Annotated in this window: 21 protein-coding genes; 6 read left to right on the top strand and 15 right to left on the bottom strand. The window is 62.8% G+C overall.

Annotation, left to right across the window (positions count from 1 at the left end; translation table 11 throughout):
• Positions 1–21 precede the first annotated feature (21 nt).
• Entirely contained in the window at positions 22–1,104 is a 1,083-nt protein-coding gene (gene gcvT, locus BM382_RS18205) for a glycine cleavage system aminomethyltransferase GcvT (RefSeq protein ID WP_011064136.1), read from the top strand.
• A gap of 52 nt (positions 1,105–1,156) precedes the next feature.
• Positions 1,157–1,540 carry a glycine cleavage system protein GcvH gene (gcvH, locus tag BM382_RS18210; protein WP_011064135.1) on the top strand — a complete coding sequence of 128 codons (384 nt, stop codon included), beginning with the start codon at positions 1,157–1,159 and terminating at the stop codon, positions 1,538–1,540.
• Positions 1,541–1,599: 59 nt separating this feature from the next.
• Here the strand turns inward: gcvH and BM382_RS18215 are convergent, their stop codons facing one another.
• The gene (locus tag BM382_RS18215; protein ID WP_072443694.1) at positions 1,600–2,739 is read right to left on the bottom strand and encodes a DegT/DnrJ/EryC1/StrS family aminotransferase; all 1,140 of its coding nucleotides are present in this window, start codon (positions 2,737–2,739) and stop codon (positions 1,600–1,602) included.
• 191 nt (positions 2,740–2,930) lie between these two features.
• Here BM382_RS18215 and gcvP point away from each other — a divergent pair, with 191 nt between their 5' ends.
• Positions 2,931–5,804 carry an aminomethyl-transferring glycine dehydrogenase gene (gcvP, locus tag BM382_RS18220; protein WP_053154443.1) on the top strand — a complete coding sequence of 958 codons (2,874 nt, stop codon included), beginning with the start codon at positions 2,931–2,933 and terminating at the stop codon, positions 5,802–5,804.
• Between the two features lie 7 nt (positions 5,805–5,811).
• Here gcvP and BM382_RS18225 read toward each other — a convergent pair whose 3' ends face one another.
• From BM382_RS18225 to BM382_RS18250, 6 genes are all read right to left on the bottom strand, one after another.
• Positions 5,812–6,744, bottom strand: a complete 933-nt coding sequence (locus BM382_RS18225; protein ID WP_015637424.1) for a PhlI — start codon at positions 6,742–6,744, stop codon at positions 5,812–5,814.
• A 6-nt stretch (positions 6,745–6,750) separates the two neighbouring features.
• Complete coding sequence (locus tag BM382_RS18230) at positions 6,751–8,016, bottom strand: MFS transporter (RefSeq protein ID WP_011064131.1); 1,266 nt, start codon at positions 8,014–8,016, stop codon at positions 6,751–6,753.
• A gap of 109 nt (positions 8,017–8,125) precedes the next feature.
• Positions 8,126–9,175, bottom strand: a complete 1,050-nt coding sequence (locus BM382_RS18235; RefSeq protein ID WP_011064130.1) for a type III polyketide synthase — start codon at positions 9,173–9,175, stop codon at positions 8,126–8,128.
• A 208-nt stretch (positions 9,176–9,383) separates the two neighbouring features.
• A complete protein-coding gene (locus tag BM382_RS18240) occupies positions 9,384–9,824 on the bottom strand; it encodes a Zn-ribbon domain-containing OB-fold protein (protein ID WP_011064129.1) in 441 nt (146 codons plus the stop codon).
• Between the two features lie 12 nt (positions 9,825–9,836).
• Positions 9,837–11,033 (bottom strand): thiolase family protein, encoded by a 1,197-nt coding sequence (locus BM382_RS18245; RefSeq protein ID WP_072443506.1) that lies wholly within the window; start codon positions 11,031–11,033, stop codon positions 9,837–9,839.
• Positions 11,034–11,062: 29 nt separating this feature from the next.
• Positions 11,063–12,151 carry a hydroxymethylglutaryl-CoA synthase gene (locus tag BM382_RS18250; RefSeq protein ID WP_072443508.1) on the bottom strand — a complete coding sequence of 363 codons (1,089 nt, stop codon included), beginning with the start codon at positions 12,149–12,151 and terminating at the stop codon, positions 11,063–11,065.
• A 461-nt stretch (positions 12,152–12,612) separates the two neighbouring features.
• Here BM382_RS18250 and BM382_RS18255 point away from each other — a divergent pair, with 461 nt between their 5' ends.
• Positions 12,613–13,215 (top strand): TetR/AcrR family transcriptional regulator, encoded by a 603-nt coding sequence (locus BM382_RS18255; protein WP_011064126.1) that lies wholly within the window; start codon positions 12,613–12,615, stop codon positions 13,213–13,215.
• A 51-nt stretch (positions 13,216–13,266) separates the two neighbouring features.
• Here BM382_RS18255 and BM382_RS18260 read toward each other — a convergent pair whose 3' ends face one another.
• On the bottom strand, positions 13,267–14,151 hold the full coding sequence (locus BM382_RS18260) for a 2,4-diacetylphloroglucinol hydrolase (protein ID WP_019093573.1): 885 nt from the start codon (positions 14,149–14,151) through the stop codon (positions 13,267–13,269).
• Between the two features lie 141 nt (positions 14,152–14,292).
• Here BM382_RS18260 and BM382_RS18265 point away from each other — a divergent pair, with 141 nt between their 5' ends.
• Positions 14,293–14,964: a TetR/AcrR family transcriptional regulator gene (locus BM382_RS18265; protein WP_011064124.1), complete on the top strand. Its 672-nt coding sequence runs from the start codon at positions 14,293–14,295 to the stop codon at positions 14,962–14,964.
• 72 nt (positions 14,965–15,036) lie between these two features.
• Here the strand turns inward: BM382_RS18265 and BM382_RS18270 are convergent, their stop codons facing one another.
• The 6 genes from BM382_RS18270 to BM382_RS18295 all read right to left on the bottom strand — a co-directional run bounded on the left by BM382_RS18270 (position 15,037) and on the right by BM382_RS18295 (position 20,818).
• Complete coding sequence (locus BM382_RS18270; protein ID WP_011064123.1) at positions 15,037–15,354, bottom strand: DUF2388 domain-containing protein; 318 nt, start codon at positions 15,352–15,354, stop codon at positions 15,037–15,039.
• Positions 15,355–15,424: 70 nt separating this feature from the next.
• Positions 15,425–15,874, bottom strand: coding sequence for an NfeD family protein (locus tag BM382_RS18275; RefSeq protein ID WP_065365057.1), 450 nt, complete (start codon positions 15,872–15,874; stop codon positions 15,425–15,427).
• A gap of 10 nt (positions 15,875–15,884) precedes the next feature.
• Positions 15,885–16,805, bottom strand: a complete 921-nt coding sequence (locus BM382_RS18280; RefSeq protein ID WP_011064121.1) for an SPFH domain-containing protein — start codon at positions 16,803–16,805, stop codon at positions 15,885–15,887.
• 125 nt (positions 16,806–16,930) lie between these two features.
• On the bottom strand, positions 16,931–18,538 hold the full coding sequence (locus BM382_RS18285) for a methyl-accepting chemotaxis protein (protein ID WP_011064120.1): 1,608 nt from the start codon (positions 18,536–18,538) through the stop codon (positions 16,931–16,933).
• Positions 18,539–18,608: 70 nt separating this feature from the next.
• Entirely contained in the window at positions 18,609–20,387 is a 1,779-nt protein-coding gene (locus BM382_RS18290) for a type IV pilus assembly ATPase TfpB (RefSeq protein WP_072443510.1), read from the bottom strand.
• 113 nt (positions 20,388–20,500) lie between these two features.
• Positions 20,501–20,818 carry a hypothetical protein gene (locus tag BM382_RS18295; RefSeq protein WP_011064118.1) on the bottom strand — a complete coding sequence of 106 codons (318 nt, stop codon included), beginning with the start codon at positions 20,816–20,818 and terminating at the stop codon, positions 20,501–20,503.
• Positions 20,819–20,942: 124 nt separating this feature from the next.
• On the opposite strand from BM382_RS18295, the gene BM382_RS18300 reads away from it, so the two are divergent.
• Positions 20,943–21,413 carry an Lrp/AsnC family transcriptional regulator gene (locus BM382_RS18300; RefSeq protein ID WP_011064117.1) on the top strand — a complete coding sequence of 157 codons (471 nt, stop codon included), beginning with the start codon at positions 20,943–20,945 and terminating at the stop codon, positions 21,411–21,413.
• Between the two features lie 9 nt (positions 21,414–21,422).
• On the opposite strand, the gene BM382_RS18305 is transcribed toward BM382_RS18300, so the two are convergent.
• Positions 21,423–22,790: a CYTH domain-containing protein gene (locus tag BM382_RS18305; protein WP_019093576.1), complete on the bottom strand. Its 1,368-nt coding sequence runs from the start codon at positions 22,788–22,790 to the stop codon at positions 21,423–21,425.
• Between the last annotated feature and the right edge of the window lie 7 nt (positions 22,791–22,797).

A 22,797-nucleotide genomic window follows, 5' to 3' on the forward strand; every position in this document is an offset into this window, starting at 1 on the left:
CACGCCCGGAAGGAGAAACCCATGGGACAGCGTACGCCTCTGTATGACCTGCATCTCGCCCTCGGCGCGAAAATGGTCGATTTTGGCGGTTGGGATATGCCCTTGCATTACGGCTCGCAGGTCGAGGAGCACCATCAGGTGCGACGTGATTGCGGTGTGTTCGATGTATCCCACATGACCGTGATCGATGTCAGCGGTACCCAGGCCAAGGCCTGGCTCCAGCGGTTGCTGGCCAATGATGTCGAACGCCTGCACAACCCCGGCCAGGCTCTGTACAGCACCATGCTCAATGAACGGGGCGGCATCGTTGACGACATGATCGTCTATCGCCTCGAAGACGCTTATCGCCTGGCGCTCAATGCCGCCACCCGTGATCAGGACCTGGCCTGGATGCAGGCGCAGCTGGGGGATTTCCAGGTGCAGCTGCACGAGCGCCCGGAGCTGGCGATGCTGGCGATCCAGGGCCCTCAGGCGCGGCACAAGATTGCCGAGCTGGTGACCCAGTCCCGCGGCACCCTGATCCAGCAGCTCAAGCCATTCGAAGCCGGCTTTGACGGCGACTGGTTCATTGCCCGGACCGGCTACACCGGCGAGGACGGTCTGGAGATCGTCCTCCCTGCCGACCAGGCCCCGGCCTTCTTCAACGACCTGGTGGGGGCGGGGATCTCGCCCATCGGTCTGGGCGCCCGGGACACCCTGCGCCTGGAGGCCGGCATGAACCTCTATGGCCAGGACATCCATCAGGATGTCTCGCCCCTGGCGGCGAACATGGCCTGGAGCATTGCCTGGGAACCGGCGTCACGCCAGTTCATCGGTCGCAGTGCCCTGGAAGCCGAACGGGCGGCCGGGGTGAAGCAGAAACTGGTGGGCCTGGTGCTCGAAGAACGCGGGGTTTTACGCGCTCATCAGGTGGTTCGTATCGCCGATGTTGGCGAAGGTGAGATCACCAGTGGTAGTTTCTCCCCTACGCTGAGCAAGTCGATCGCACTGGCGCGGGTGCCGATGGCCACCGCCGACCGTGCCGAAGTGGAAATCCGCGGCAAGTGGTACCCGGTCCGGGTGGTCAAACCCACCTTCGTGCGCCACGGCAAAACCCTGATCTAACTATTTCCAGCAGGCATTGCGCCGCTGACACTTCTTCTTGAGGACACAGAACATGAGCGATATCCCTGCCCACCTGCGTTTTGCCGACAGTCACGAATGGGCCCGCCTGGAAGCCGACGGCAGCGTGACCGTAGGTATTAGCGACCACGCTCAGGAAGCCCTGGGCGACGTGGTTTTCGTCGAGCTGACTGAAGTCGGCAACGTGTTTGGCGCAGGGGACCAGGCCGGTGTGGTGGAGTCGGTGAAAGCCGCTTCCGACATCTATGCGCCGGTGGCCGGTGAAGTGATTGCGGTCAACGAAGAGCTGAGCGCCAGCCCCGAGCTGCTCAACAGCGATCCGTACGGTGCCTGGATCTTCAAGCTCAAGCCAAGCAACCCGGGCGATCTGGACAAGCTGCTGGACGCCGCCGGCTACAAGGCCGCCATCGGCGAGTAAGCCGTTCTCGCCGGCACGTCCGCCCTGTTTGCGCAGGGCGGGCTTGCTGGCGAAGGCTCTTAAGCCTGCAACACCTCTTTCACCGTCGCCACCGCGCGTTCCACGTCGGCCTTGCTCATGGCGGTGAACATCGGCAACGAGACGATCAGCCGACCGACCCGTTCCGCTACCGGGAACATCCCCTCCTTGAAGCCGCGCTCGCGGTACAGGCTCAGCAAGTGAATCGGCGGGTAGTGATAGCCGATGCCAATCCCGCGTTCCTGCATCTGCTCCATGAAGGTGGCGCGGGCCGGCTTGCCATCCTTGCGCTCTGGCAGTACCAGCTGGAACAGGTGCCAGTTGCTGTTGGTGAAGTCCGCCGGCGGTAGCTGGGCGCCATAGCGGGCTTCGAAATCGCTGCCAAAGCATTCGAAGTAGTGCCGGGCCAACTCACGGCGATGGGTGGTGATCGCCTCGATATGGGCGAACTGCCCCAGGCCGATGGCGGCCGCCACGTCGGTCATGTTGAACTTGCCGCCAAGCACATCCACATCCAGGCCGTCGAAGCCGTTGCGGGTCACGCCTTGCAGGCGATACTTCTCGGCCAGGCGCACCTCTTCTGGTGTGTTGAGCACCAGGCAGCCGCCCTCGGACGAAGTGACGTTCTTGTTGGCCTGGAAGCTGAAGGACACGAAGTCGCCACCGGCACCGATGCGCTGGCCGTTCCAACTGGAGCCCAGGGCCTGGGCGGCATCTTCCACTACCCGCAGGCCGTGCTTGTTGGCCAGGGCGTAGAGGCGGCTCATGTCCACCGGCAGCCCGGCCAGGTACACCGGGATAATGGCCTTGGTGCGTGGGGTAATGGCGGCTTCGACCTGGGCCAGGTCGATATTGCGGGTGACCGGGTCGATATCGGCGAACACCGGCGTGGCCCCGACTTCGAGGATGACGTTGGCGGTGGCCACCCAGGAAATCGGCGTGGTGATGACTTCATCACCGGCACCGATGCCGGCAATGCGCAAGGCGATCTCCATGGTGCAGGTGCCGGAGTTGAAGGTGCGTACCGTGCGCCCGCCGAAAAACTCCGAGAGCTGGGCTTCGAAGGCCTGGACCTTGGGGCCGCTGGTGATCCAGCCCGAACGCAGGACTTCGCCGACAGCGGCGATGGTGGGTTCATCGATGGTGGGTTTGGAGAACGGCAGGAAAGGCAGTTGGCTCATGACGATGGGACACCCGATAAGCGGACGATAGGGGCACAGGTTGCGATGCGCCGGGGCTGGCGCGTTGACGTCGAGCATGATGGTACCGATTGCCCCGGGACGCCAGAGCATCGACGCGGGAAATCGACTGCTATGCTGCTTGGCACCCTGTTGCAGCGACGCTGAGCGCCGTTTATCGGAGAGAGCCGGTCATGTCCCAGTTGCTATCTTTGAGCCAGTTACGCGAGCCCAACGCTTTTCTCAACCGGCACCTGGGGCCCGACGCCGAGGAGCAGCAAGCGATGCTCGCCAGCCTCGGGCTGGGCAGCCGGGCCGAACTGATCGAGCAGACGGTGCCGCCGGGAATCCGCTTCAACCGCGCACTGGACCTGCCGCCGGCCCTGGACGAAGCGGCCGCCCTGGCCAGGCTCAAGGGTTATGCCGGGCAGAACCAGGTCTGGACCAGCCTGATCGGCATGGGTTACCACGCCACCCTGACGCCGACGGTGATCCTGCGCAACGTGCTGGAGAACCCCGGCTGGTACACCGCCTATACCCCCTACCAGCCGGAAATCGCCCAGGGCCGGCTCGAAGCCTTGTTGAATTTCCAGCAGATGACCATCGACCTCACCGGCCTGGACCTGGCCAACGCCTCGTTGCTGGACGAAGCCACCGCCGCCGCCGAAGCCATGGCCCTGGCCAAGCGCGTGAGCAAGTCTTCGAGCAACCTGTTCTTTGTCGATGAACACTGCCACCCGCAAACCATTTCCGTGGTCCGCACCCGGGCCGAAGGCTTCGGTTTCGAGCTGGTGGTCGGCGGGGTCGACGAATTGTCCGGGCACCAGGTGTTCGGCGCGTTGCTGCAGTACCCGGACACCCATGGCGAGATCCGCGACCTGCGGCCGCTGATTGACCAGTTGCACGCCCAGCAGGCCCTGGCCTGTGTCGCGGCCGACCTGCTCAGCCTGTTGTTGCTGACCCCGCCGGGCGAACTGGGGGCCGACGTGGTGCTCGGTTCGTCCCAGCGCTTCGGCGTGCCCATGGGCTACGGCGGCCCCCATGCGGCGTTTTTCGCCTGCCGCGACGAGTACAAGCGCGCGATGCCCGGGCGCATCATCGGTGTGTCCAAGGATGCCCGCGGCCAGGTGGCCCTGCGCATGGCCTTGCAGACTCGCGAGCAGCATATTCGCCGCGAGAAGGCCAACTCGAACATCTGCACCGCCCAGGTGCTGCTGGCCAATATCGCGGGTTTCTACGCCGTCTATCACGGCCCGGCCGGGCTCAAGCGCATTGCCCAGCGGGTACACCGGCTGACTTGCATCCTCGCGGTCGGCCTGGAGCGCCACGGCATTGCCAGGGTCAATCGGCACTTCTTCGACACCCTGACCCTGGAGGTCGGCGGCAGCCAGACGGCGATCATCGAAAGCGCCAGGGCGCAGCAGATCAACCTGCGGATTCTCGGCCGTGGCCGGCTGGGGCTGAGCCTGGATGAAACCTGTGACGAAAGCACCGTGGCCCGTTTGTTCGACGTGTTCCTGGGTGCCGACCACGGGCTGGATGTCAGCAGCCTGGACGCCGAGGCGCTGGAGTCGGGGATTCCCGACCCGCTGCTGCGACGCACGCGCTACCTGACCCACCCGGTGTTCAGTGCCCATCACAGCGAAACCGAAATGTTGCGCTACCTCAAGCAGCTGGAGAACAAGGACCTGGCGCTCAACCAGTCGATGATTCCCCTGGGCTCCTGCACCATGAAGCTCAATGCCAGCAGCGAGATGATCCCCATCACCTGGCCGGAGTTCGCCAACCTGCATCCCTTCGCACCCCGGGAGCAGGCTGCCGGCTATGGCCTGCTGATCGCGGAGCTGGAGCGTTGGCTGTGCGCCATCACTGGTTTCGACGCCATCTGCATGCAGCCCAACTCCGGGGCCCAGGGCGAGTACGCCGGGCTGCTGGCGATTCGTCGCTACCACGAGAGCCGCCGGCAAGGCGGCCGGCATGTCTGCCTGATCCCAGCGTCGGCCCACGGCACCAACCCGGCCTCGGCGCAGATGGCCGGGATGCAGGTGGTGATCGTCGAGTGCGACGAGGCCGGCAACGTCGACCTGGAAGACTTGAAGGCCAAGGCCCAGGCGGCCGGCGAGCGCCTGTCGTGCCTGATGGCTACCTACCCTTCGACCCACGGCGTGTACGAAGAGGGCATCAGCCAGATCTGCGAAGTTATCCACAGCCACGGCGGCCAGGTGTACATGGACGGCGCCAACCTCAACGCCCAGGTAGGCCTGGCCCGGCCGGCGGACATTGGCGCCGATGTCTCGCACATGAACCTGCACAAGACTTTCTGCATTCCCCATGGCGGCGGTGGCCCGGGCATGGGACCGATTGGCGTGCGCGCGCACCTGGCGCCGTTTGTCGCCAACCACCCGGTGGTGCCCATCGACGGGCCGTTACCGGAGAACGGCGCCGTCAGCGCAGCGCCCTGGGGCAGTGCGAGTATCCTGCCCATCAGCTGGATGTACATCGCCCTGATGGGGCCGCAGCTGGCGGATGCCAGCGAGGTGGCGATCCTTGCGGCCAACTATCTGGCCGAGCAATTGAGCGGTGCCTTCCCGGTGCTCTACAGCGGCCGCAACGGCCGGGTGGCCCACGAATGCATCCTAGATCTGCGCCCGCTCAAGGCCCAGACCGGGATCAGCGAGGAAGACGTGGCCAAGCGCTTGATGGACTACGGCTTCCATGCCCCGACCATGTCCTTCCCGGTGCCGGGCACCCTGATGGTGGAGCCCACGGAAAGCGAATCCAAGGCCGAGCTCGACCGTTTTATCGAAGCCATGCTGAGCATCCGCGCCGAGATCGCCCAGGTGCAGGAGGGCAACTGGCCGGCCGAGGACAACCCGCTCAAGGGCGCTCCCCATACCCTGGCGGATATCACCGGAGTCTGGGAGCGCTCCTACAGTATCGAACAGGCGGTGCTGCCCACCGCCCATACCCGGGCCCACAAGTACTGGCCGGCGGTGAACCGGGTGGACAACGTCTATGGCGACCGCAACCTGTTCTGCGCCTGCGTGCCGCTGGCGGACTACCGCTGAACGGGCCTCAGTAGTGGTGGCGCGTCCGCGCCGGCTGGCTGCCATGGCTACTGGCACGGGCAGGTTGGGTTTCCAGGGGATAGAGGTGCAGCAACTCTTCCTCGATCACCTGGTTGCTCAGGCCCAGTTCCAGCTCCGGGCAGTCCAGGTCCAGCCAGTCACCGTGCTGCAACTGCAGGTCGCTCTCGCGCCGGCTGGCGCTGTGGAACACATAGTGGACCATGCCCGGTTGCAGGAACTGTTCGTGCTGTTCGAGGAAGGCCTGGGAGTATTTGCGAATAGCCCACCAGTTCTGCTGGTCGAGGCGATAGCTGCGCTGCGGCAACGGCGTGCCCTGGCGTTCGACCCGGACATTGAGTGACAGGCTGTTCTGCAGTTCGCCGAGGATCAGCGCCGGGGCGATGGCGCACTGGCGCAACCGCGATTGCGCGCAGGAACTGGCGTCCTGATGGCTCAGCAACGGGTCGTGAATGTCGTGGCCGAGGCTGAAGCCGACAAAGCGCAACTGGCCGAAGGGGTCCACCAGGTACACGCACACCACCCCGGGCTGGCTGGAAATGCTCTGGGCGTGGTACGGAATCATCAGCGGCTCGCCGTCGGTCTTCAGCAGGCTGCCATTGCCCTTGTAGAACCAGCCCTGGCGGGTGTGCGGAGTGTTCAGGGTGACTTCGCTGACCTGCACCAGCAGGTTGTCCCGAGGCTTGAGCGGTGGGCGCAACGGGCCTTGCTGGGGGCCGTCCGCGGGCAGTTGCGGGTGGGGCGCGAGGCTGCGCAGGTGTTCGCTCCAGCCCAGATGGCGACGGCTGCAGAACAGCAGGGTCTCGTACAGCCCGCCGTGTTCGGAATAGGCCCGCACGCTGCGGCCATTGTGAAAGTCGAACAGCCCGATGGCGCGCTGGTCCTTGTGGCAGACATCCAGCAACAGCAGGTAATCGTCCATGATTCTCTAGTCCTTCAGGGGCAAGGGGGCGGGGAGGATGGGCAGCGCTTCGCGCACGCGCGAACGGCGCGGTTCGAGGGCTTGTTCCTTGAGCAGGAATGACAGCAGCAAGCCGGCCAGGCTGCCGCTCAGGGCCACGTACAGGATCGATGGCAGGCCGAAATGGCTGGCGGCGAACCCGGCCACGGCCGGTGACAACCCGCCACCCAGAATCTCGCCGAACCCCACCACGATTCCGGTCGCCGTCGGCAGCAGGGCCGGGGTGACCGATTCGCTGGTCAGCGGGCCGACTGTCATGCAGATCAGGCTGAAGTTGAAGAACGACAGCAGGAACAGCAGCAGGAACAGCAGCCAGGGAAGGGGCGGGCTGACGATCAGCAGGCCCACCAGGGTGCTGCTGGTCATGAAGCACACCGACACCACCGGCTTGCGCCCGAGACGGTCGGACATGCCGGGGATGATCAATTGGCCGATGAAGCCGCCCACGCCGATGGCCGAGATGACGAAGGCCATGGACAGGGTTTCCAGGTGCATATGGTCGGTCAGGTAGCTGGGCAGCATGGCGCAGAGGACGAACTGGCAGGTGAGTATGCAGAACATGATCAGGATGTTCAGGCTCACGTTGCCGCTCTTGAAAGCCGCCAGCCAGGTGCCTGCGGTGCGGTCGGCCTGGGGCGCCGGCAGCGGTCGGTAGATTTTCCACAGGTAGCCGGCCAGCAGCAGGCCCGGCAGGGAAATGATGGCGAACACCGCACGCCACGAGCCAGTGATTTGCAGGAGGTAAGCGGCGATCAGCGGCCCCAGGCAGAGGCCGAGAATCGGGAACAGCGCCTGCTGGATACCCAGGTTCAGCCCGCGCCGGTCGGGGCGCGAGACTTCATTGGTGACAATGATGCTGGTGGGGGTGAAGGCACCCTCGCAGATGCCCATCAGCCCGCGCAGAATCACCAGCCCCAGCACGCCGGTGGCCAGCGCGGAAAAACCGGACAGTAGCGAAAGCACGGCAATCGAGGTCACCAGCACGCGGCGGGTGCCCAGGCGCTCGATCACGCTGCCCATGCCCAGGGCGGACAGCCCCCAGGTGAAGGCCAGCGCGGCGGACAGGTAGCCCAGGTCCTGATAGTCCAGTTGCAGGTCGTGCATGATCACCGGAAACAGCGGCAGGATGATGAAGCGATCCAGCCCCACCAGCCCGAAACTCAGTGACAGCAACAGCACCATGGATCTTTCGTAACGGCTGTTGGCAGCCGTGGTTGGCATTCCAGTGTTCATCGCTCAGCTTCCTTGTGAAACCATGAACCCGGCGCAAGCGCCGTGGGAGGCCACCCGACGTTGCCCTGCAGCCCGGCAACGTCAGGTGGGACAGGCACAGGCAGTCACATCAGGCGGTCCACTCGCCCACCGCCATTTCCGCGGTGAACCCCGGGCCGAAGGCCGCCAGCAGGCCGATGTCGCCGCGATTGAGGTTGGAATCGAACTGCCGCTTGAGCACGTCGAACACCACCACGCTGGCAATGTTGCCGGCTTCCGACAGGCTGCTGCGCGATTGCGAGACCCGGTTGGATGCCAGGTCCAGGTGCATCACCAGCTCGTCGAGGATCTTGCGACCACCGGTGTGGAAGATGAAGAAGTCGTTGTGCGCACAGTTCTGTTCGAAGCTCTCGTAGTTCAGCCGCTCCATGACCGGTGCCACGTCCTTGATGGAGTTCATCACCGCCTTGTCGAGGGTGAAGTGAAAGCCGGTGTCCTTCACGTCGTACTTGATGTAGTGCTCGCTCTTGGGCAGGAAGTACGACTCGGTCTTCTTGATCTTGAAGCCGCCGGCCTGGTCATCGGCGCGCAGCACGCAGGCGGATACCGCATCGCCGAACAGCGCCGCGGAGATGAAGGCGTGCAGCTTGGTGTCGTCCGGCTGGTAGCACAGCGAGGAGAATTCCAGGGACACGATCAGTACGTGGTTGCGGGCATCGAGCCGGGCGAAGTCGTTGGCGCGGTTGATGGCCGCGGCACCGGCCACGCAGCCCAGCTGGGCGATCGGCAACTGCACGGTGGAGGTTGGCAGGGCCAGGTCGTTGATCAGGTGCGCGGTCAGCGACGGCATCATGAAGCCAGTGCAGGAAGTGACGATCACCATGCGAATGTCGCTGATCTGCAGCCCGGCATTCTCGATGGCCTGGCGCGCCGCGGCCGACGACATCTGCCGGGCTTCACGCTCGTAGACGATGCTGCGGTGGGTGAAACCGGTGTGCACTGCCAGTTCGTCGATCGGCAACACCAGGTGGCGCTCGTTGACTTCGGTGTTGGCGATCATGCGCTTGGCCAGGGCCATGCGTGGATGGTCGGCGTGCAGGTTTTCCAGGTGATCGACCATCTGTTGCTGGGTGATCTTGTGTTGCGGAAACATGACGTGTGGAAGGCAAAGTGTAGACATGATGGGTCCTTGGCTTTAAGTAAGCCAACAAGTTAAGGGGTGGGGATAGTCCCCGTTTATAGGCACAGGAATCTGTAGGCCCTAAAGGAAATCAGGGCCTTAAGGCAACTTCGGGGCGTGAAGTTGCCGTTGATGTAACTTTTAAGTTGGATTTTATTTTAATGGCTAACTTCAGGGTGCCTTATATAAAGGCACCTTGAATAACAACTTATATATCGAGTACGAACTTATAAGCGTATTGCCAGGCCAGGTTGCTTTCGCGCACATGCTTGCGGATCACCATGCGCACCGGCGCACCGACTTTCAGCTGTTGCTGATCGCACACATCGACGATTTCCGAAGCGATCACCAGGCCGTCGTCCAGGCGCACCATGGCCATGATGCGCGGCACGGTTTCGCCATAGCCCATGGCGGCCAGGATCGGGTTCTCGGCCGGGGCCATGACCTCGATCTTGCCACTGCGCGCGCAGCGATACGGCTTCACACTCAGGGAGTTGCAAGCGCCGCAGACGGTGCGCCGGGGGAAGAAGATTTCGTTGCATTCTTCGCACTGGCTGCCTTCGAGGCGGTACTTGCCGCCATGCTCGCGCCATTCGCGAAGCATGCTGGCGGTGGTCATTCTGTGGATCTGTTCTGGGTACATGGACATGGTCCGGGCTCCTTAGTCGTTCGAGAGGACAATCACTGAGTTGTGCGCCGCGTAACCGCCAAGGTTCTGCGACACGCCGATGCGCGCGCCCTTGACCTGGTTGTCGGATTCACCCCTCAGCTGCCGGAACAGCTCGGTGATGTGCAGGATGCCGTCGCAGCCGGAGGCATGGCCGCGGCCGATGTTGCCGCCGTCGGTATTGAGCGGCAGCTGGCCATCCAGGGCGATGCCGCCTTCGAGCACGAAGTCGCCGGCCTGGCCCTTGCCACAGATGCCCATGGACTCCATCTGGATCAGCCCGGCGCCGAGCAGGTCGTAGACCTGGGCCACGTCGATGTCCTTGGCGGTGATCCCGGCTTTCTTGTAGGCGATTTCCGCACAGGCGATGGAGTTGGCCGAAACCGCCATGCCCACATCCTTGGGCAGGCCCGGATGATGCAGGGTCGGGTTGTGAAAGCGCGTGCCGAAATAGTGGGAGACCCCGGTATAGGCGCAACCGCATACGAACACCGGTTTATCGGTGTACTTGTGGGCCAGGTGTTCGGCCACCAGGATCGCGCAGCCACTGGCTTCGCCCCAGGCCAGCATTGAGCCGCAGGCCTCGCTGTTCTTCAACGCTTCCAGGGAAGGAATCGGCTGGCCATAACGAGTGGCGGTGGGGGTGTTCTGTGCGTAGATGCGCATCTGCCGGCCGAAGGTGGCCAGTACGTCGGCCTCGCGACCGGCATAGCCGAACTTCTGGAAGTACTCGGCGGTGGCCAGGGCGAAGGCATCGGTGTGGGAAATGCCGAGGAAATAATCGTATTCACATTCAGTGCTGGAGCCGATGTATTCGGCGTAGTTGAAGTGATCGGTCATCTTCTCGAAGCCGCCGCACAGGACGATGTCGTACTCCCCGGACGCCACCATCTGGTGGCCCATCTGGAACGACACCGAGCTGCTGGTGCAGTTGGCGGTGCTCATGAAGGTCGGCGCCGGGCTGATGCCCAGGGCGTCGGAAATGGTCGGGCCCAGGCCGCCATATTCGGAAATGCCTTCACCGTGATAACCATAGGCCACGGCCTGGATTTCCCGGGGGTGCATCTTGGCGTCCTTGAGAGCCTTGTAGGCGGACTCGACGATCATTTCCTTGAACGTCTGCCGAACTCGTGAACTTCCGGGTTTCGGCGTATAGGCGGCCGAAACGATTGCAACACGACGTGCGCACATGTGCATGCTCCTTGCGTAGACAGGCGTAATCAGAGATAGGCGGTCAGGGCGTAGTCAGCCCGCAGGTACTTGAACTCGTACTTGATGGACGTGCCGTAGTCGACGTAGATCTTGGATTCCAGCAGTTCGCGCAGAGGCTTGTTGTGCTTCTGGTACTGCTCGATGGCGTCGGTGACGGTCAGGGCGATGGCGTCGCTGCCGGCGCCGAAACCGTAGGACACCAGAAGAATTTTCTGCCCCGGGCGTGCCCGGTCCAGTACGTTGATCAGGCCGAGCAGCGGGCTGGCCGATCCGGCATCGCCAACGTTGCCGGCATAGATGCCCGGTTCCACCTGCTTGGGGTTGAAGCCCAGGTGCTTGGCCAGGGAGTAGGGCGTGGACACCAGGTTTTGCTGGAACACCACATAGTCATAGTCGGCGGGGCTGGTGTGCAGCTTGGCCATCAGGCCTTCGGCGGCGCGGCGGGTCTGGTCTTCCAGGCCGATGCTGTTCTTGTCCGAGCCCAGGCCCATGCCCGAACGAATGTAGCGATCACCCTGGGGGCGGATGTTGTCGGCGACATCGGCGGCGCAGGAGAAGCTGGCGTCGAATTCGGCGATGACATCCTGGCTGCCGATCAGCAGCGCAGCGGCTCCGGCCCCGGCATAGGATTCGGTCAGGTCGCCCGGCGCGGTGTTGCGGTTGATGGTGTCGGCGCCGATGGCCAGGGCGCTGCCCGTCATGCCGGAAGCCACCAGCGCCTGGCAGATCTGCAGGGCAGAAGTTCCGGACTTGCCGGCGAACTGCACGTCGGCGCAATAGGCGTCGTAGCCGCTGCCGAGCATTTCCAGGATGATCGAAGCCGAGGCCCGTGAGTCATAGGGGTTGGTGCAGGTGCCCAGGTACAGGGCTTCGATCTGATGACCGGGGACTTTATCCAGGGCCCGTTGCGCCGCCAGCACCCCGAGGGTGATGACATCTTCATCCGGTTGCAGCACGGCTCTTTCCGTGACGCCGAGGTTTTCCTCCACCAGCTTGAGGTCGGTGTTTTTCCAGACGTTGATCACTTCCTGGACTTTCAGGCGGCATACCGGAATACCCGCGCCATAGCTGACAATACCTATCTTTTTCACGTTCATTTTCCTCTTGATTCCATTCTTTTCAGAAAACTGGGTCGTGCCTGCTCAGAAGCACCCTTGAAACATACGGAAAACAGTTTTGCTGCCTTTCTCCTGGCCACACCTGGTGAAACCTGCAGGCCAGAGCGGTTTAACAGCAGACTCCAAATAGGGGAAAACCCACTCGAAAGCTGTTTTTATTCACCTCACTGTGCTATGATACGGAACGTTTCGTTTAGTAATAATTTCAGACGATCTAATCTCTTAAGGGAAAAGGGCCGAAGCCTCGAATTCGAGGAACTCCAAGTTACAAGGCCTGAGCTGCTCAACCCTTACGCGATATTTTAAAAACTAGATAGATCGGTGTAAGAAATTCATGATTCTTTCAAGAATGAAACGAAACGGACCGTTTCATTTCGATTCGAGGGAATCCTATACCCTGCGTTGCGTTTGTCAAGCGCCCTGCCTGGAGATTTTTTATTGTGGCTCGTACCCCCTCTCGCAGCTCCATCGGCTCTTTGCGAAGTCCCCATACTCATAAGGCCATTCTCACTTCCACCATCGAAATCCTTAAGGAATGCGGCTATTCCGGGCTCAGTATCGAGTCCGTCGCCCGTCGGGCGGGGGCCAGCAAGCCAACTATCTATCGCTGGTGGACGAACAAGGCGGCGTTGATCGCCGAGGTTTATGAAAACGAGAGCGAACAAGTCAGAAAATTTCCTGATCTCGGCTCGTTCAAGGCAGATCTCGACTTTTTGCTGCGAAATCTCTGGAAAGTCTGGAGGGAGACTATTTGTGGCGAGGCCTTTCGCTGTGTGATCGCAGAAGCGCAACTGGATCCCGCAACCTTGACCCAGCTCAAGGATCAGTTCATGGAGCGCAGAAGGGAAATGCCGAAAAAACTGGTGGAAAATGCCATCAGCAACGGCGAGCTGCCCAAGGACACCAACCGTGAATTACTGCTGGATATGATCTTCGGCTTTTGCTGGTATCGGCTGTTGACTGAGCAACTGACGGTGGAACAGGACATCGAGGAGTTCACTTCTCTGCTGATCAACGGTGTTTGTCCTGGTACGCAACGTTGATCCTTTCGAGCCATTAAGCCCTGGAGTTTCTCGGGCTTAATGGCTGTTGTTTCAGGCCGCGGGGGTGCCGAACTCTCGATACAGGTCCGGCAGGAAGCTGGCCAGATGATTGAACTCGCACATGTCGTGCACCGCGAACTCGTAGGCCAGGGTCTCCAGTTCGGCCTCGCCAAAGCCATTTTCCTTCAGCAGCGATGCAGCCTTTTCTGCCCCAGGAAAGCGGGCCATCGACGGGTGCGCCCCGACCCAGTAACGGCTGGTCAGGTACATGCCGTCCGGTACTTCCTTGAACAGATGCACCATCAACGACACCGGCACCTCAGGATGATCCGCCAGGCTCATCAGGGCGCTGACACTGCCGTCGATCTTCGCTTCGCGATACAGATCGGTGTTCAGGCCCAGGCTGGCCGGCTGCTGGAAGTCGATATGCAGGTGCATCAGGCGATCGCCGACATATTCCGACGCGCAGAAGGTGTTGCCATACAGCCGTTCCTCAAAACTCAGGGACTCATCGCACAGGCGTTGGTGGTGCACGCATGGGTTGCTGACATGGGCATAGGGGAACCACAGGGTGTAGCGCTCCGATTCCGCGGGGTGCCAGATGAACCACCACTTGAACATCTGCGCGGTGCAGCCGGGGAAGAACTTGCGGCTTTGCACGTAGGCCATCGGGCCCGGTAGCAGGGCGTAACCGGATTCCTCGCTGACAAAGTCCGGTTCGAGCAGGCGATTGATGTCCTCGATGCTCGGGGTCAGGGTGTCTTCCAGGGCCATGGGGCCTTGCTGAATCTTGCGGACGGCGGACAGCGGCACGCGCATTTCCGACCGGAAATACTTGGCGTAGGGCTTGTTCCTGACCGCCGCCTGATTGCGTAGGAACAGCTTCTGCATGGGCAGTGAGAAGTAGGTGAAGGGAGTCATGTTGCGCGCTTCCATGCTGATATCCTTTGGCGTGAATTGACAGATAGCCGCCATTTCGCTGCAACCCTTAACGGAATTGAACGAGAAACTGGCGCTTTGTAGCTAAGCAGTCCATAAACAAAAGTCAAATTTGAATTTAACTTAGTGAGAGCGCCTATGGCCGTTTCCGCTTCCCCGCAGCCAACTGCGGCCCGTACGCCGCGTCAGGATGGCCAGGCTACCCGCCAACAGATCCTGGAAACGGCCGGCCAGCTTTTTGCTGAGCTGGGGTACGCCAACACCACCAGCAAGCAGATCTGCGAGAACTCCAGGGCCAACAACGCCTCGGTCAACTACCACTTCGAGAACAAGGACGGCCTGTATCGGGCGGTGCTGCGCGAGGCCCACGACCGCCTGGTTCGGATCGAGACCATGATCAGCCTGAGTGAAAGCCAGGGCAGCCCCGAGGACAAGCTGCGGGCGATCATCACCGTGCTCATCGAGGGGCTGGGCAACCAGCGTGAGGGCTGGGCGCTGAAAGTCCTGACCCGCGAACTGTTGTCACCCTCCGCGGTGCTGCCGGCGATCCTGGAGGAGCAGGCGTTTCCCAAGGCGAAGATCGTGCGCACCATCCTCGGCCAGATCATGGATCTATCGCCTGAGGACCCGGTTACCCTGCGCAGCGCCGTCAGCGTTTTTGCGCCCTGCCTGTTCCTGCTGATCGCCCATCAGCCGCTGGCGCGCAACGTGTTGCCCGGCCTGGAGCTGGATCCACCGGCGTTGATCGAGCACATGATGAGTTATGCCCTGGCCGGCCTGGCTGCAGTGTCCCGCACACCTGGGGTCTAGCCGGCTGATCGGGCACACAAAAACGCCGACCCTGGGGTCGGCGTTTGCTGTCGGCCATCCCTTGGGCGACGGTTACTCCTGAGCGACAGCGTTCTTCGCCAGGATGGCGTTGGCCAGTTCCATGTCGGTGGCCTTGAGGCCGGGGTTGTCGGCGCGGACTTTCTGCATGGCGGCTTCCAGGTACGGGCCGCGAATGCTGCCATCGCTGGCAACGAAGCTGCCGGCGTCATCCTGGGCGGCGACGATCAACTTGTGGTCCTTGAAGGTCAGGTAGGTGGAGCCGGTGGTGGCCCCGGAGGAAATGACGTTACGCCAGAAGGTGTCGGCCATTGCCGAACCAACGGGAAGAGACAGCAGGGCAAGGGTGGCGACAGCAATTTTCAGACGCATGATGGGTGACTCCGAAAGGGGGTATCTGCATCGTTTGATTCTAGATAACCCCGCGGAGTTCCGTGACTCATCAGTCAAGGTTTTCGACCAACAGGATTGCGCCTTCCTGGCCCACCACCCGCACCCGGGCGCCCACGGGGGCGTCGGCCCCCTTGGCGATCCACACGCCGTCGGCCACCTTGATCCGCCCGCGGCCGTCGACAATCGCCTGGTGCACCACAAAGGTCTTGCCGATCAGCTCCTGGCCCCGCAGGTTGAGGTTCGGCTGATCGCTGGGGCGTACCACGCTGCGCTGGCGGCGCCACCAATACAGTGCGGTGAGCACCGACAGCAGGCCGAACAGGAGGAACTGCACCTCCCATGAGAGGCCGGGAATGAGAAAGGTCAGGACCCCGACTGTGGCGGCTGCGAGGCCGATCCACAGCAGGTAGCCGCCGGCCCCGAATACTTCGAAGATCAGCAGGATGGTGCCAAGGGCCAGCCAGTCCCAGAACGATAGAGCTTGCACAAATGCCAACATGAAGCCTGCCTCAGACCTTCTTGCTGTCGAACGTGGCCTTGACGATCTCGCCGATGCCGCCCACGGCGCCGATGACCTGGCTGGCCTCCAGCGGCATCAGGATCACCTTGCTGTTGTTGGCCGACGCCAGTTTGCCCAGGGCATCGATGTATTTCTGCGCGACGAAGTAGTTGATCGCCTGGACGTTGCCGGTAGCAATCGCCTCGGACACCACTTGGGTCGCCCGGGCCTCGGCTTCGGCCTGACGCTCCCGGGCTTCGGATTCGAGGAATGCCGCCTGGCGTTCGCCCTCGGCTTCAAGAATCTGTGCCTGCTTCTTGCCTTCTGCGGTAAGGATGGCGGCGGCCCGCAGGCCTTCGGCTTCGAGGATCTGCGCACGCTTGACCCGCTCGGCCTTCATCTGCCCGGACATGGCCGCCATCAGGTCGGCGGGTGGGCTGATGTCCTTGATTTCGATCCGGGTGATCTTGATCCCCCAGGGGGCGGTGGCCTCATCGACGGTTCGCAGGAGTTTCTCGTTGATGCCGTCACGTTGGCTGAGCATGGCGTCCAGTTCCATGGAGCCGAGTACCGTACGGATATTGGTTTGCAGCAGGTTGCGGATGGCGTGCTCGAGGTTGTTGACCTCATAGGCGGCCTGGGCGGTGTTGACCACCTGGAAGAAACACACGGCGTCGATCTGCACCGTGGCGTTATCGGCGGTGATGACTTCCTGGGGTGGGATATCCAGCACGCTTTCCATCACGTTGATCTTGCGCCCGATGCGATCCATCACCGGAATGATGATGTTCAACCCCGGCTTCAGGGTGTTGGTGTAGCGGCCGAAGCGTTCCACGGTCCATTGGTAGCCTTGGGGCACGACCTTGAAACCCATGAAGACGATGGCCACGGCGAGGCCGACGAAAAGTAACAACACGCTTCCGATCTGCATAACATTCTCCTGCTCAGATGTGATCAAGGGGCACAGGGGGCGAGTGTACGGCGGCGCCCGGTCGCGCGCAGAGATACCGTGGCCCTTGCATCATCAGGACACACATCACCGGCGTGCCCGTGGCCTCACAGTTGGAAGCGGGTGACCGAGGTCTGCAAGGTGGCCACGGAGTTTTCCATCTGCTCCACGGTCTGGGTCAGCTCACGCATGGCCTGGCTGTTGCGCCGGGCTACCAGGCTGATCATCTCCACCCGTTGCGCCACTTCGCTACTGGCCTTGGACTGCTCGCCGATGGTGAGGGAAATCTCCTCCACCATCACCGCCGAGCGCTGAGCGCCCTGGCGGATCTCATTGATCGAGGTGCCCGCCTGCTGGGCCATCTGGACCCCGTCGTTGACCCGGCTGACCCCGGTTTGCATGCTGTTCACGGCTTGTTCGGTGGTTTCCCGGATGCGTTCGATCATGCCGGTGATTTCCCGGGTGGACTGTGCGGTGCGGGCTGCCAGATTGCGCACTTCGTCAGCCACCACGGCGAACCCCCGGCCGGCTTCCCCGGCCCGGGCGGCTTCGATGGCGGCGTTCAGGGCCAGCAGGTTGGTCTGCTCGGCGATGCCATTGATCACCTGGATGATCGAGTGGATCTCTTCCGAGGACTGGCCCAGGGCGGTGATGCTGCGGGAAGACTGGTTCACCGCCTCGGCAATATGGCTCATGCCGTCCACGACCCCGAGGATTACCTGGCCGCCGCTACCGGCCAGGGATTCGGACTGGGCGGCAATGCCCTGGGCATTGCGCGCGTGTTCGGCCACCTGGGCGATATTGCTGATCATCTGCTCCATGGCGGCGGCCATGTTGGTGGCGCCGTCGGCCTGTTCGCTGGCGCCGTCGGCAATGCTCAGCGACGTGTCGCTGAGGCTGTGGGAGCGGCCGCGCAACTCTTCGCTTTCATGGCGGATGGTGGTGATCATCTGCCGCAGGTTGTCTTGCATTTCTCCAAGGGCCTGTTGCAGTTGGCCGGCCTCGTCATGCCTGTCGACGCTGATAGGCGTGGTCAGGTTGCCCTGGGCAATGGCTCGGGCGGTGGCCACGGATTTTTCCAGGGGTTTGAGCACCCGGGTGAGCAGCTGCCGGGTCAACAGAGCCAGTGCCAGGGCGGCCAGCAGGCTGCCGCCGATCAGCCACCAGGCGGCCTGGCGGACTGCACTTTCACTGAGTTCGCGGGTTTGGGCGGTGCTGGCTTCGATCTGGCTGCTGAGGGCGGCGTTGCGGCTCTCCACTTCGCTGAAGCGCTGGGAGAACTCCGGCATTTGCAGGCGCGCGGCCTGTGGGTCCTTGAGGGCCTGCCCGGCGATGTTCTCGGCGGCATGAATGTAGTTTTCCAGCACCGGCTGCAGCTCGGTGATGGCGTTGCGGATTTCCGGTGCCAGGGGCAACTTGGCGTTTTCCGCCAGGGCCTTGCGGAACCAGTCGCCGTGTTCGCGCAGGCTATTGCGGACCTCTTCGCCAGCGGCGGCATCGCCGGGCTGGCTGCTCAGGGCCTCCAGCACATCGGCCCGCAGGGCGTCGTGCATCATGTCGGCCTCCAGGTGGTTGCGCAGGGCGCTGGCGTTGAGCTCGTTGTCCACCAGTGCCCGCGCCAGGCGTGACTGGCCCCATAAACCCAGCCCGGCCACCAGGGCAATGGCCAGGAGGCTGACAACCCCGGTGGCGAGCATGTTTTGACGAATGTTCATACCGGGCTCCCTGCTTTTCTCGGCGGTGACTCAAGCGTAGTCCAGCGCCTGGGGTTCGCCTCCTGTGCCGCTATGGGGGCTGGTTGCCGGGCGTGACCCGTAGCACTTCCTCAAGGCTGGTCAGGCCTTGGGCAACCTTGTGCGCGGCAGCCAGGCGCAGGCTGCGCATGCCGTCGGCACAGGCCTGGTGGTGCAGGCGGGCAAGATCCAGGTCGCGATGGATCAGGGCCTTGAGGGGGGAACCCAAGGGCATGATTTCGTAGACCCCGGTGCGCCCGTGGTAACCGGTACCCCGGCATTCGGCGCAGCCCACCGCGCGCTGGCCGCCGGCAGCGGGTGGCAGGTGCCGGGTTCCGGTCAGGCTTTCCCAGTCATCCTCCGTCAGCTGGGCGGGAACCTTGCAGTACGGGCAGAGGGTGCGCAGCAGGCGCTGGGCCATGACCCCGATCAGGGTGGCCTTGATCAGGTAATGGGGCACGCCCAGTTCCAGCAGCCGGCTGATGGCGCCGGGGGCGTCGTTGGTGTGCAGGGTAGACAGCACCAGGTGCCCGGTAAGTGCGGCCTGGATGGCCATTTCCGCAGTCTCAAGGTCACGGATCTCGCCGATCATGATGATGTCGGGGTCCTGGCGCATCAGTGCACGCACGCCGCTGGAAAAACTCAGGTCGATATTGTGCTGGACCTGCATCTGGTTGAACGCCGGTTCGATCATCTCGATCGGGTCCTCGATGGTGCACAGGTTGACCTCGGGGGTCGCGAGCTTCTTCAGGGTGGTGTAGAGGGTGCTGGTCTTGCCCGAGCCGGTGGGCCCGGTGACCAGGATGATGCCGTGGGCCTGGGTGGTCATGGCTTGCCAGCGGCTCAGGTCATCGGTGCCAAAGCCCAACTGGTCGAAATCCTTGAGCAGGACCTGGGGATCGAAGATGCGCATCACCAGCTTTTCACCGAACGCCGTGGGCAGGGTCGAGAGCCGCAACTCGATTTCGCTGCCGTCGGGGGTGCGCGTCTTGACCCTGCCATCCTGGGGCTTGCGCTTTTCCGCGACGTTCATGCGCCCCAGGCTCTTGAGGCGGCTGACGATGGCCAGGGTGACCTGGGGCGGGAACTGGTAGACGTTGTGCAATACGCCATCGATGCGAAAGCGCAGGGTGCCGTGCTCGCGGCGGGGTTCGATATGGATGTCGCTGGCCCTTTGCTGAAAGGCGTACTGGAACAGCCAGTCGACGATATTGACGATGTGCGCATCGTCGGCATCCGGCTCCTGGTCGCTGGCCCCCAGTTTCAGCAGTTGCTCGAAGTTGCCCAGGCCACTGGCTTTCTGTTCGCTGCTGGCGCCGCTGACCGACTTGGCCAGGCGATAGAACTCCAGGGTCAGGCGCTGGATGTCCAGCGGGCTGGCCACCACCCGTCGCACCGTGCGCTTGAGAACATGGGCCAGGTCTGCTTCCCAGGCACTGACGTAAGGTTGGGCGCTGGCCACGGTAACGCTCTGCCCATCCACGGCCACGGCAAGGATCTTGTGCCGCTGGGCGAAGGCGAAGGACATCAACGGCGTGATGCTGGCCACGTCGATGCGCAGGGGGTCGATACGCAGGTAAGGCTGACCGGCTTGCCGGGCCAGCCAGGCCGTGAGGCTGTCCAGGTCCAGATGTGCGCCGGGGTGCTGCAGGTCGGGCAATTGCTGGCCGGCGATCACTTCCAGGGGATGCAGCAGGTTACCGGCTGCCTGATGCCGGACGCTCATGGCCTGCTCGGCGGCATCCTGGCTGATGCGGCCCTGGGCCAGCAATTCACGCAGCAGTTCGCTGAGGTCCAGCCAGCGGTCCTGGGGAAGGTGCGCGGCGCTCATGGGCGATTCCTTGGGGCTGTTGTCCAGATGTGGGTCTCTGACCACGAACAGCCAAGAATAGTCCCCGGGGCCTCAAGGGAATGCTTGCCAAGGGTTGCAGGGTTTTGCCGGGATCAACCCGCGGCCTGCAGGCGCGAAGGTTCCGCCAGCTCCAGCTCCACGTCACAGACACTGATCAGGTTGCGCAGCTTTGCGCCGATCACCTGGGCCCGATGCCAGCTCAGGTCGTCGAGTTCCACCTCCATATACAGCGTGGCGTCCTGCTGCTGCATCGACACCCGCTGCGGCACCAGGAACTGCAGGGCGAAGTGGTTGAGGATGCGGCACAGCACATCGGCCTCGGCGTCGGCCACTATCCGGTAGTGCACGCGACAGTGAGCATTGTTGAGGTTCCAGGCATCGGCGCGGGGGGCTGGCTCGAAAGGGGGCATGGCGGTCTCCAGGTCAGTGGAGAAATTTTTACATTCGGTTTCGGGTATTTCTTATCTAAGATTGGGTTTATTTGCTTGAATATGAATTGTTCAATTCAATTTTTAATGTTTATGGGTATTTATTATGCATAGCGACCTGGACGCCTATGACCGCCGCATCCTCGCGCTGCTGCAAGAGGACGCCTCGCTTTCCAGTGCGCAGATCGCCGAGCAGGTGGGGTTGTCCCAGTCGCCATGCTGGCGACGGATCCAGCGGATGAAGGAGGAGGGGGTGATCCGCGGCCAGGTGACCCTGCTGGACCGCAAGAAGATCGGCCTCAACACGCAGATCTTCGCCGAGATCAAGCTCAACGCTCACGGGCGCTCCAACTTCACCGAGTTCACCGAGGCGATCCGCGGCTTTCCGGAAGTGCTGGAGTGCTATGTGCTGATGGGCGCGGTGGACTTTCTGCTGCGGATCGTGACCGCGGATATCGAAGCCTATGAACGCTTCTTCTTCGAGAAGCTGTCCATGGTGCCGGGTATCCAGGAGGTGAACTCGATCGTTGCCCTGTCGGAGATCAAGTCCACCACCAGCCTGCCGGTCATGCGCTGAGGGGCGGGGTTACAGGCGCAGGAGGGTTTTCCAGGCACGGTTCTGGAACACCGCGATGGCCTGCTGCTTGCGGGCGTCGAGGGCTTCGTCGGTGATCGGCTCGTTGGCCAGCTGGGCCAGTTTGTTCAACTCGCCATAGAGACGGTCCAGCTCCGGGATCTCCAGCGCGGAGCGGGCGTGGTGCAACCAGGCCTGGATGCGTTCAATGCGCGGCAACTGCTCGGCCAGGTCTTCCGGTTGCTGCTGATAGCGCGGCAGTTGCAGGGAGGTGGCTTCCTCGGCCAGCAGGCGTGGCAACCAGCTGCCCAGCTGTGCGGCGCCCTGGCGGTTGCCCCGGGTGTTGCGGTCAGCGGCCCAGGCCCGGGCCAGCAGCCAGCGCGAGGTATTCAGCGAGAACAGGCCCCAGCGCACGTCCTGCAACTCTTCGATGAACTGCTCCGGCGCGGCCTTGCGCACGTCTTCGTCATCAAGGCCGGCCTGTACCAGCGGACGCCAGTCTTCCAGCAGGGCGTCCAGGGCACTGCGCAATTCAGCGGTGGACTGGCGCGGTGCGGCCTGGCCCAGGCTGCTGGCCAGGGCTCGCAGCTCGGCAAGGTTGTCCACCCAGTCCTGCAGCAGGCGCCAGTGGCCATTGAAGCGGTACTGCTCGGCCAGGCGCTGGCTGCTGCCCAGCAGGTGCCAGGCCAGAGCGGCGAAAGCTTCGTCCAGGGGCGTCTCGGCGCTCAATTGCGGCGCGGGCAGGCTCAGGGAGTAGCTGCCGGCGTCGAACAGGCGATAGCCGCGCTCGGCCTTGCTGATGTCGCAGGGCATCAGCGGCAGGGTCAGGGCCAGCTCCGCTGCCAACTCCAGCAGGGCAGCCGGTTCGCCTTCACGCAGCTCCAGTTCCAGCTCGCAGATTTCTTCCTTTTGCTTGCCGGCGATGACTTGGCCCAAGTCCAGGGCGGCTTCGATCACCACCTTGGCCTTGCCGCGGCCCCAGGCGATTTCCGCGCGCTCGCGGACGAAATCCGTGGTGAACAATGGCTTGAGGGTCTTCTTGTCCAGTTCGGCCAGGGCTTCGGGCCAGCATTGGCCTTCGAGCTTTTTCACGTCCAGCTTGGCCTTGGCCAGTTGCCAGTCGTACTCGTTGCGTTCGGACAGGCCGGCGACGCTCTGGCCGCTGGTCTTCAGGGTCTGGATCACCGCGTCACCGTCGCGACGCAGGCGCAGGGCGACTTTGGCCCGGGCCAGGTCGCGTTCTGGGGTGTCGAAGTACTGATTCATCAGTTCACGGCGTTCCCAGCCACTTTTGTTGCGTTTTTTCAGTAGCGGGTGCTCGCGCAGGGCGGCGAGGGTTTCGCGGCTGACGCGGAGTTTGATTTCGGTTTCTTTCTGCATGGCCGGA

Source organism: Pseudomonas sp. NFPP25 (genome assembly GCF_900116505.1).
Classification (GTDB): domain Bacteria; phylum Pseudomonadota; class Gammaproteobacteria; order Pseudomonadales; family Pseudomonadaceae; genus Aquipseudomonas; species Aquipseudomonas protegens.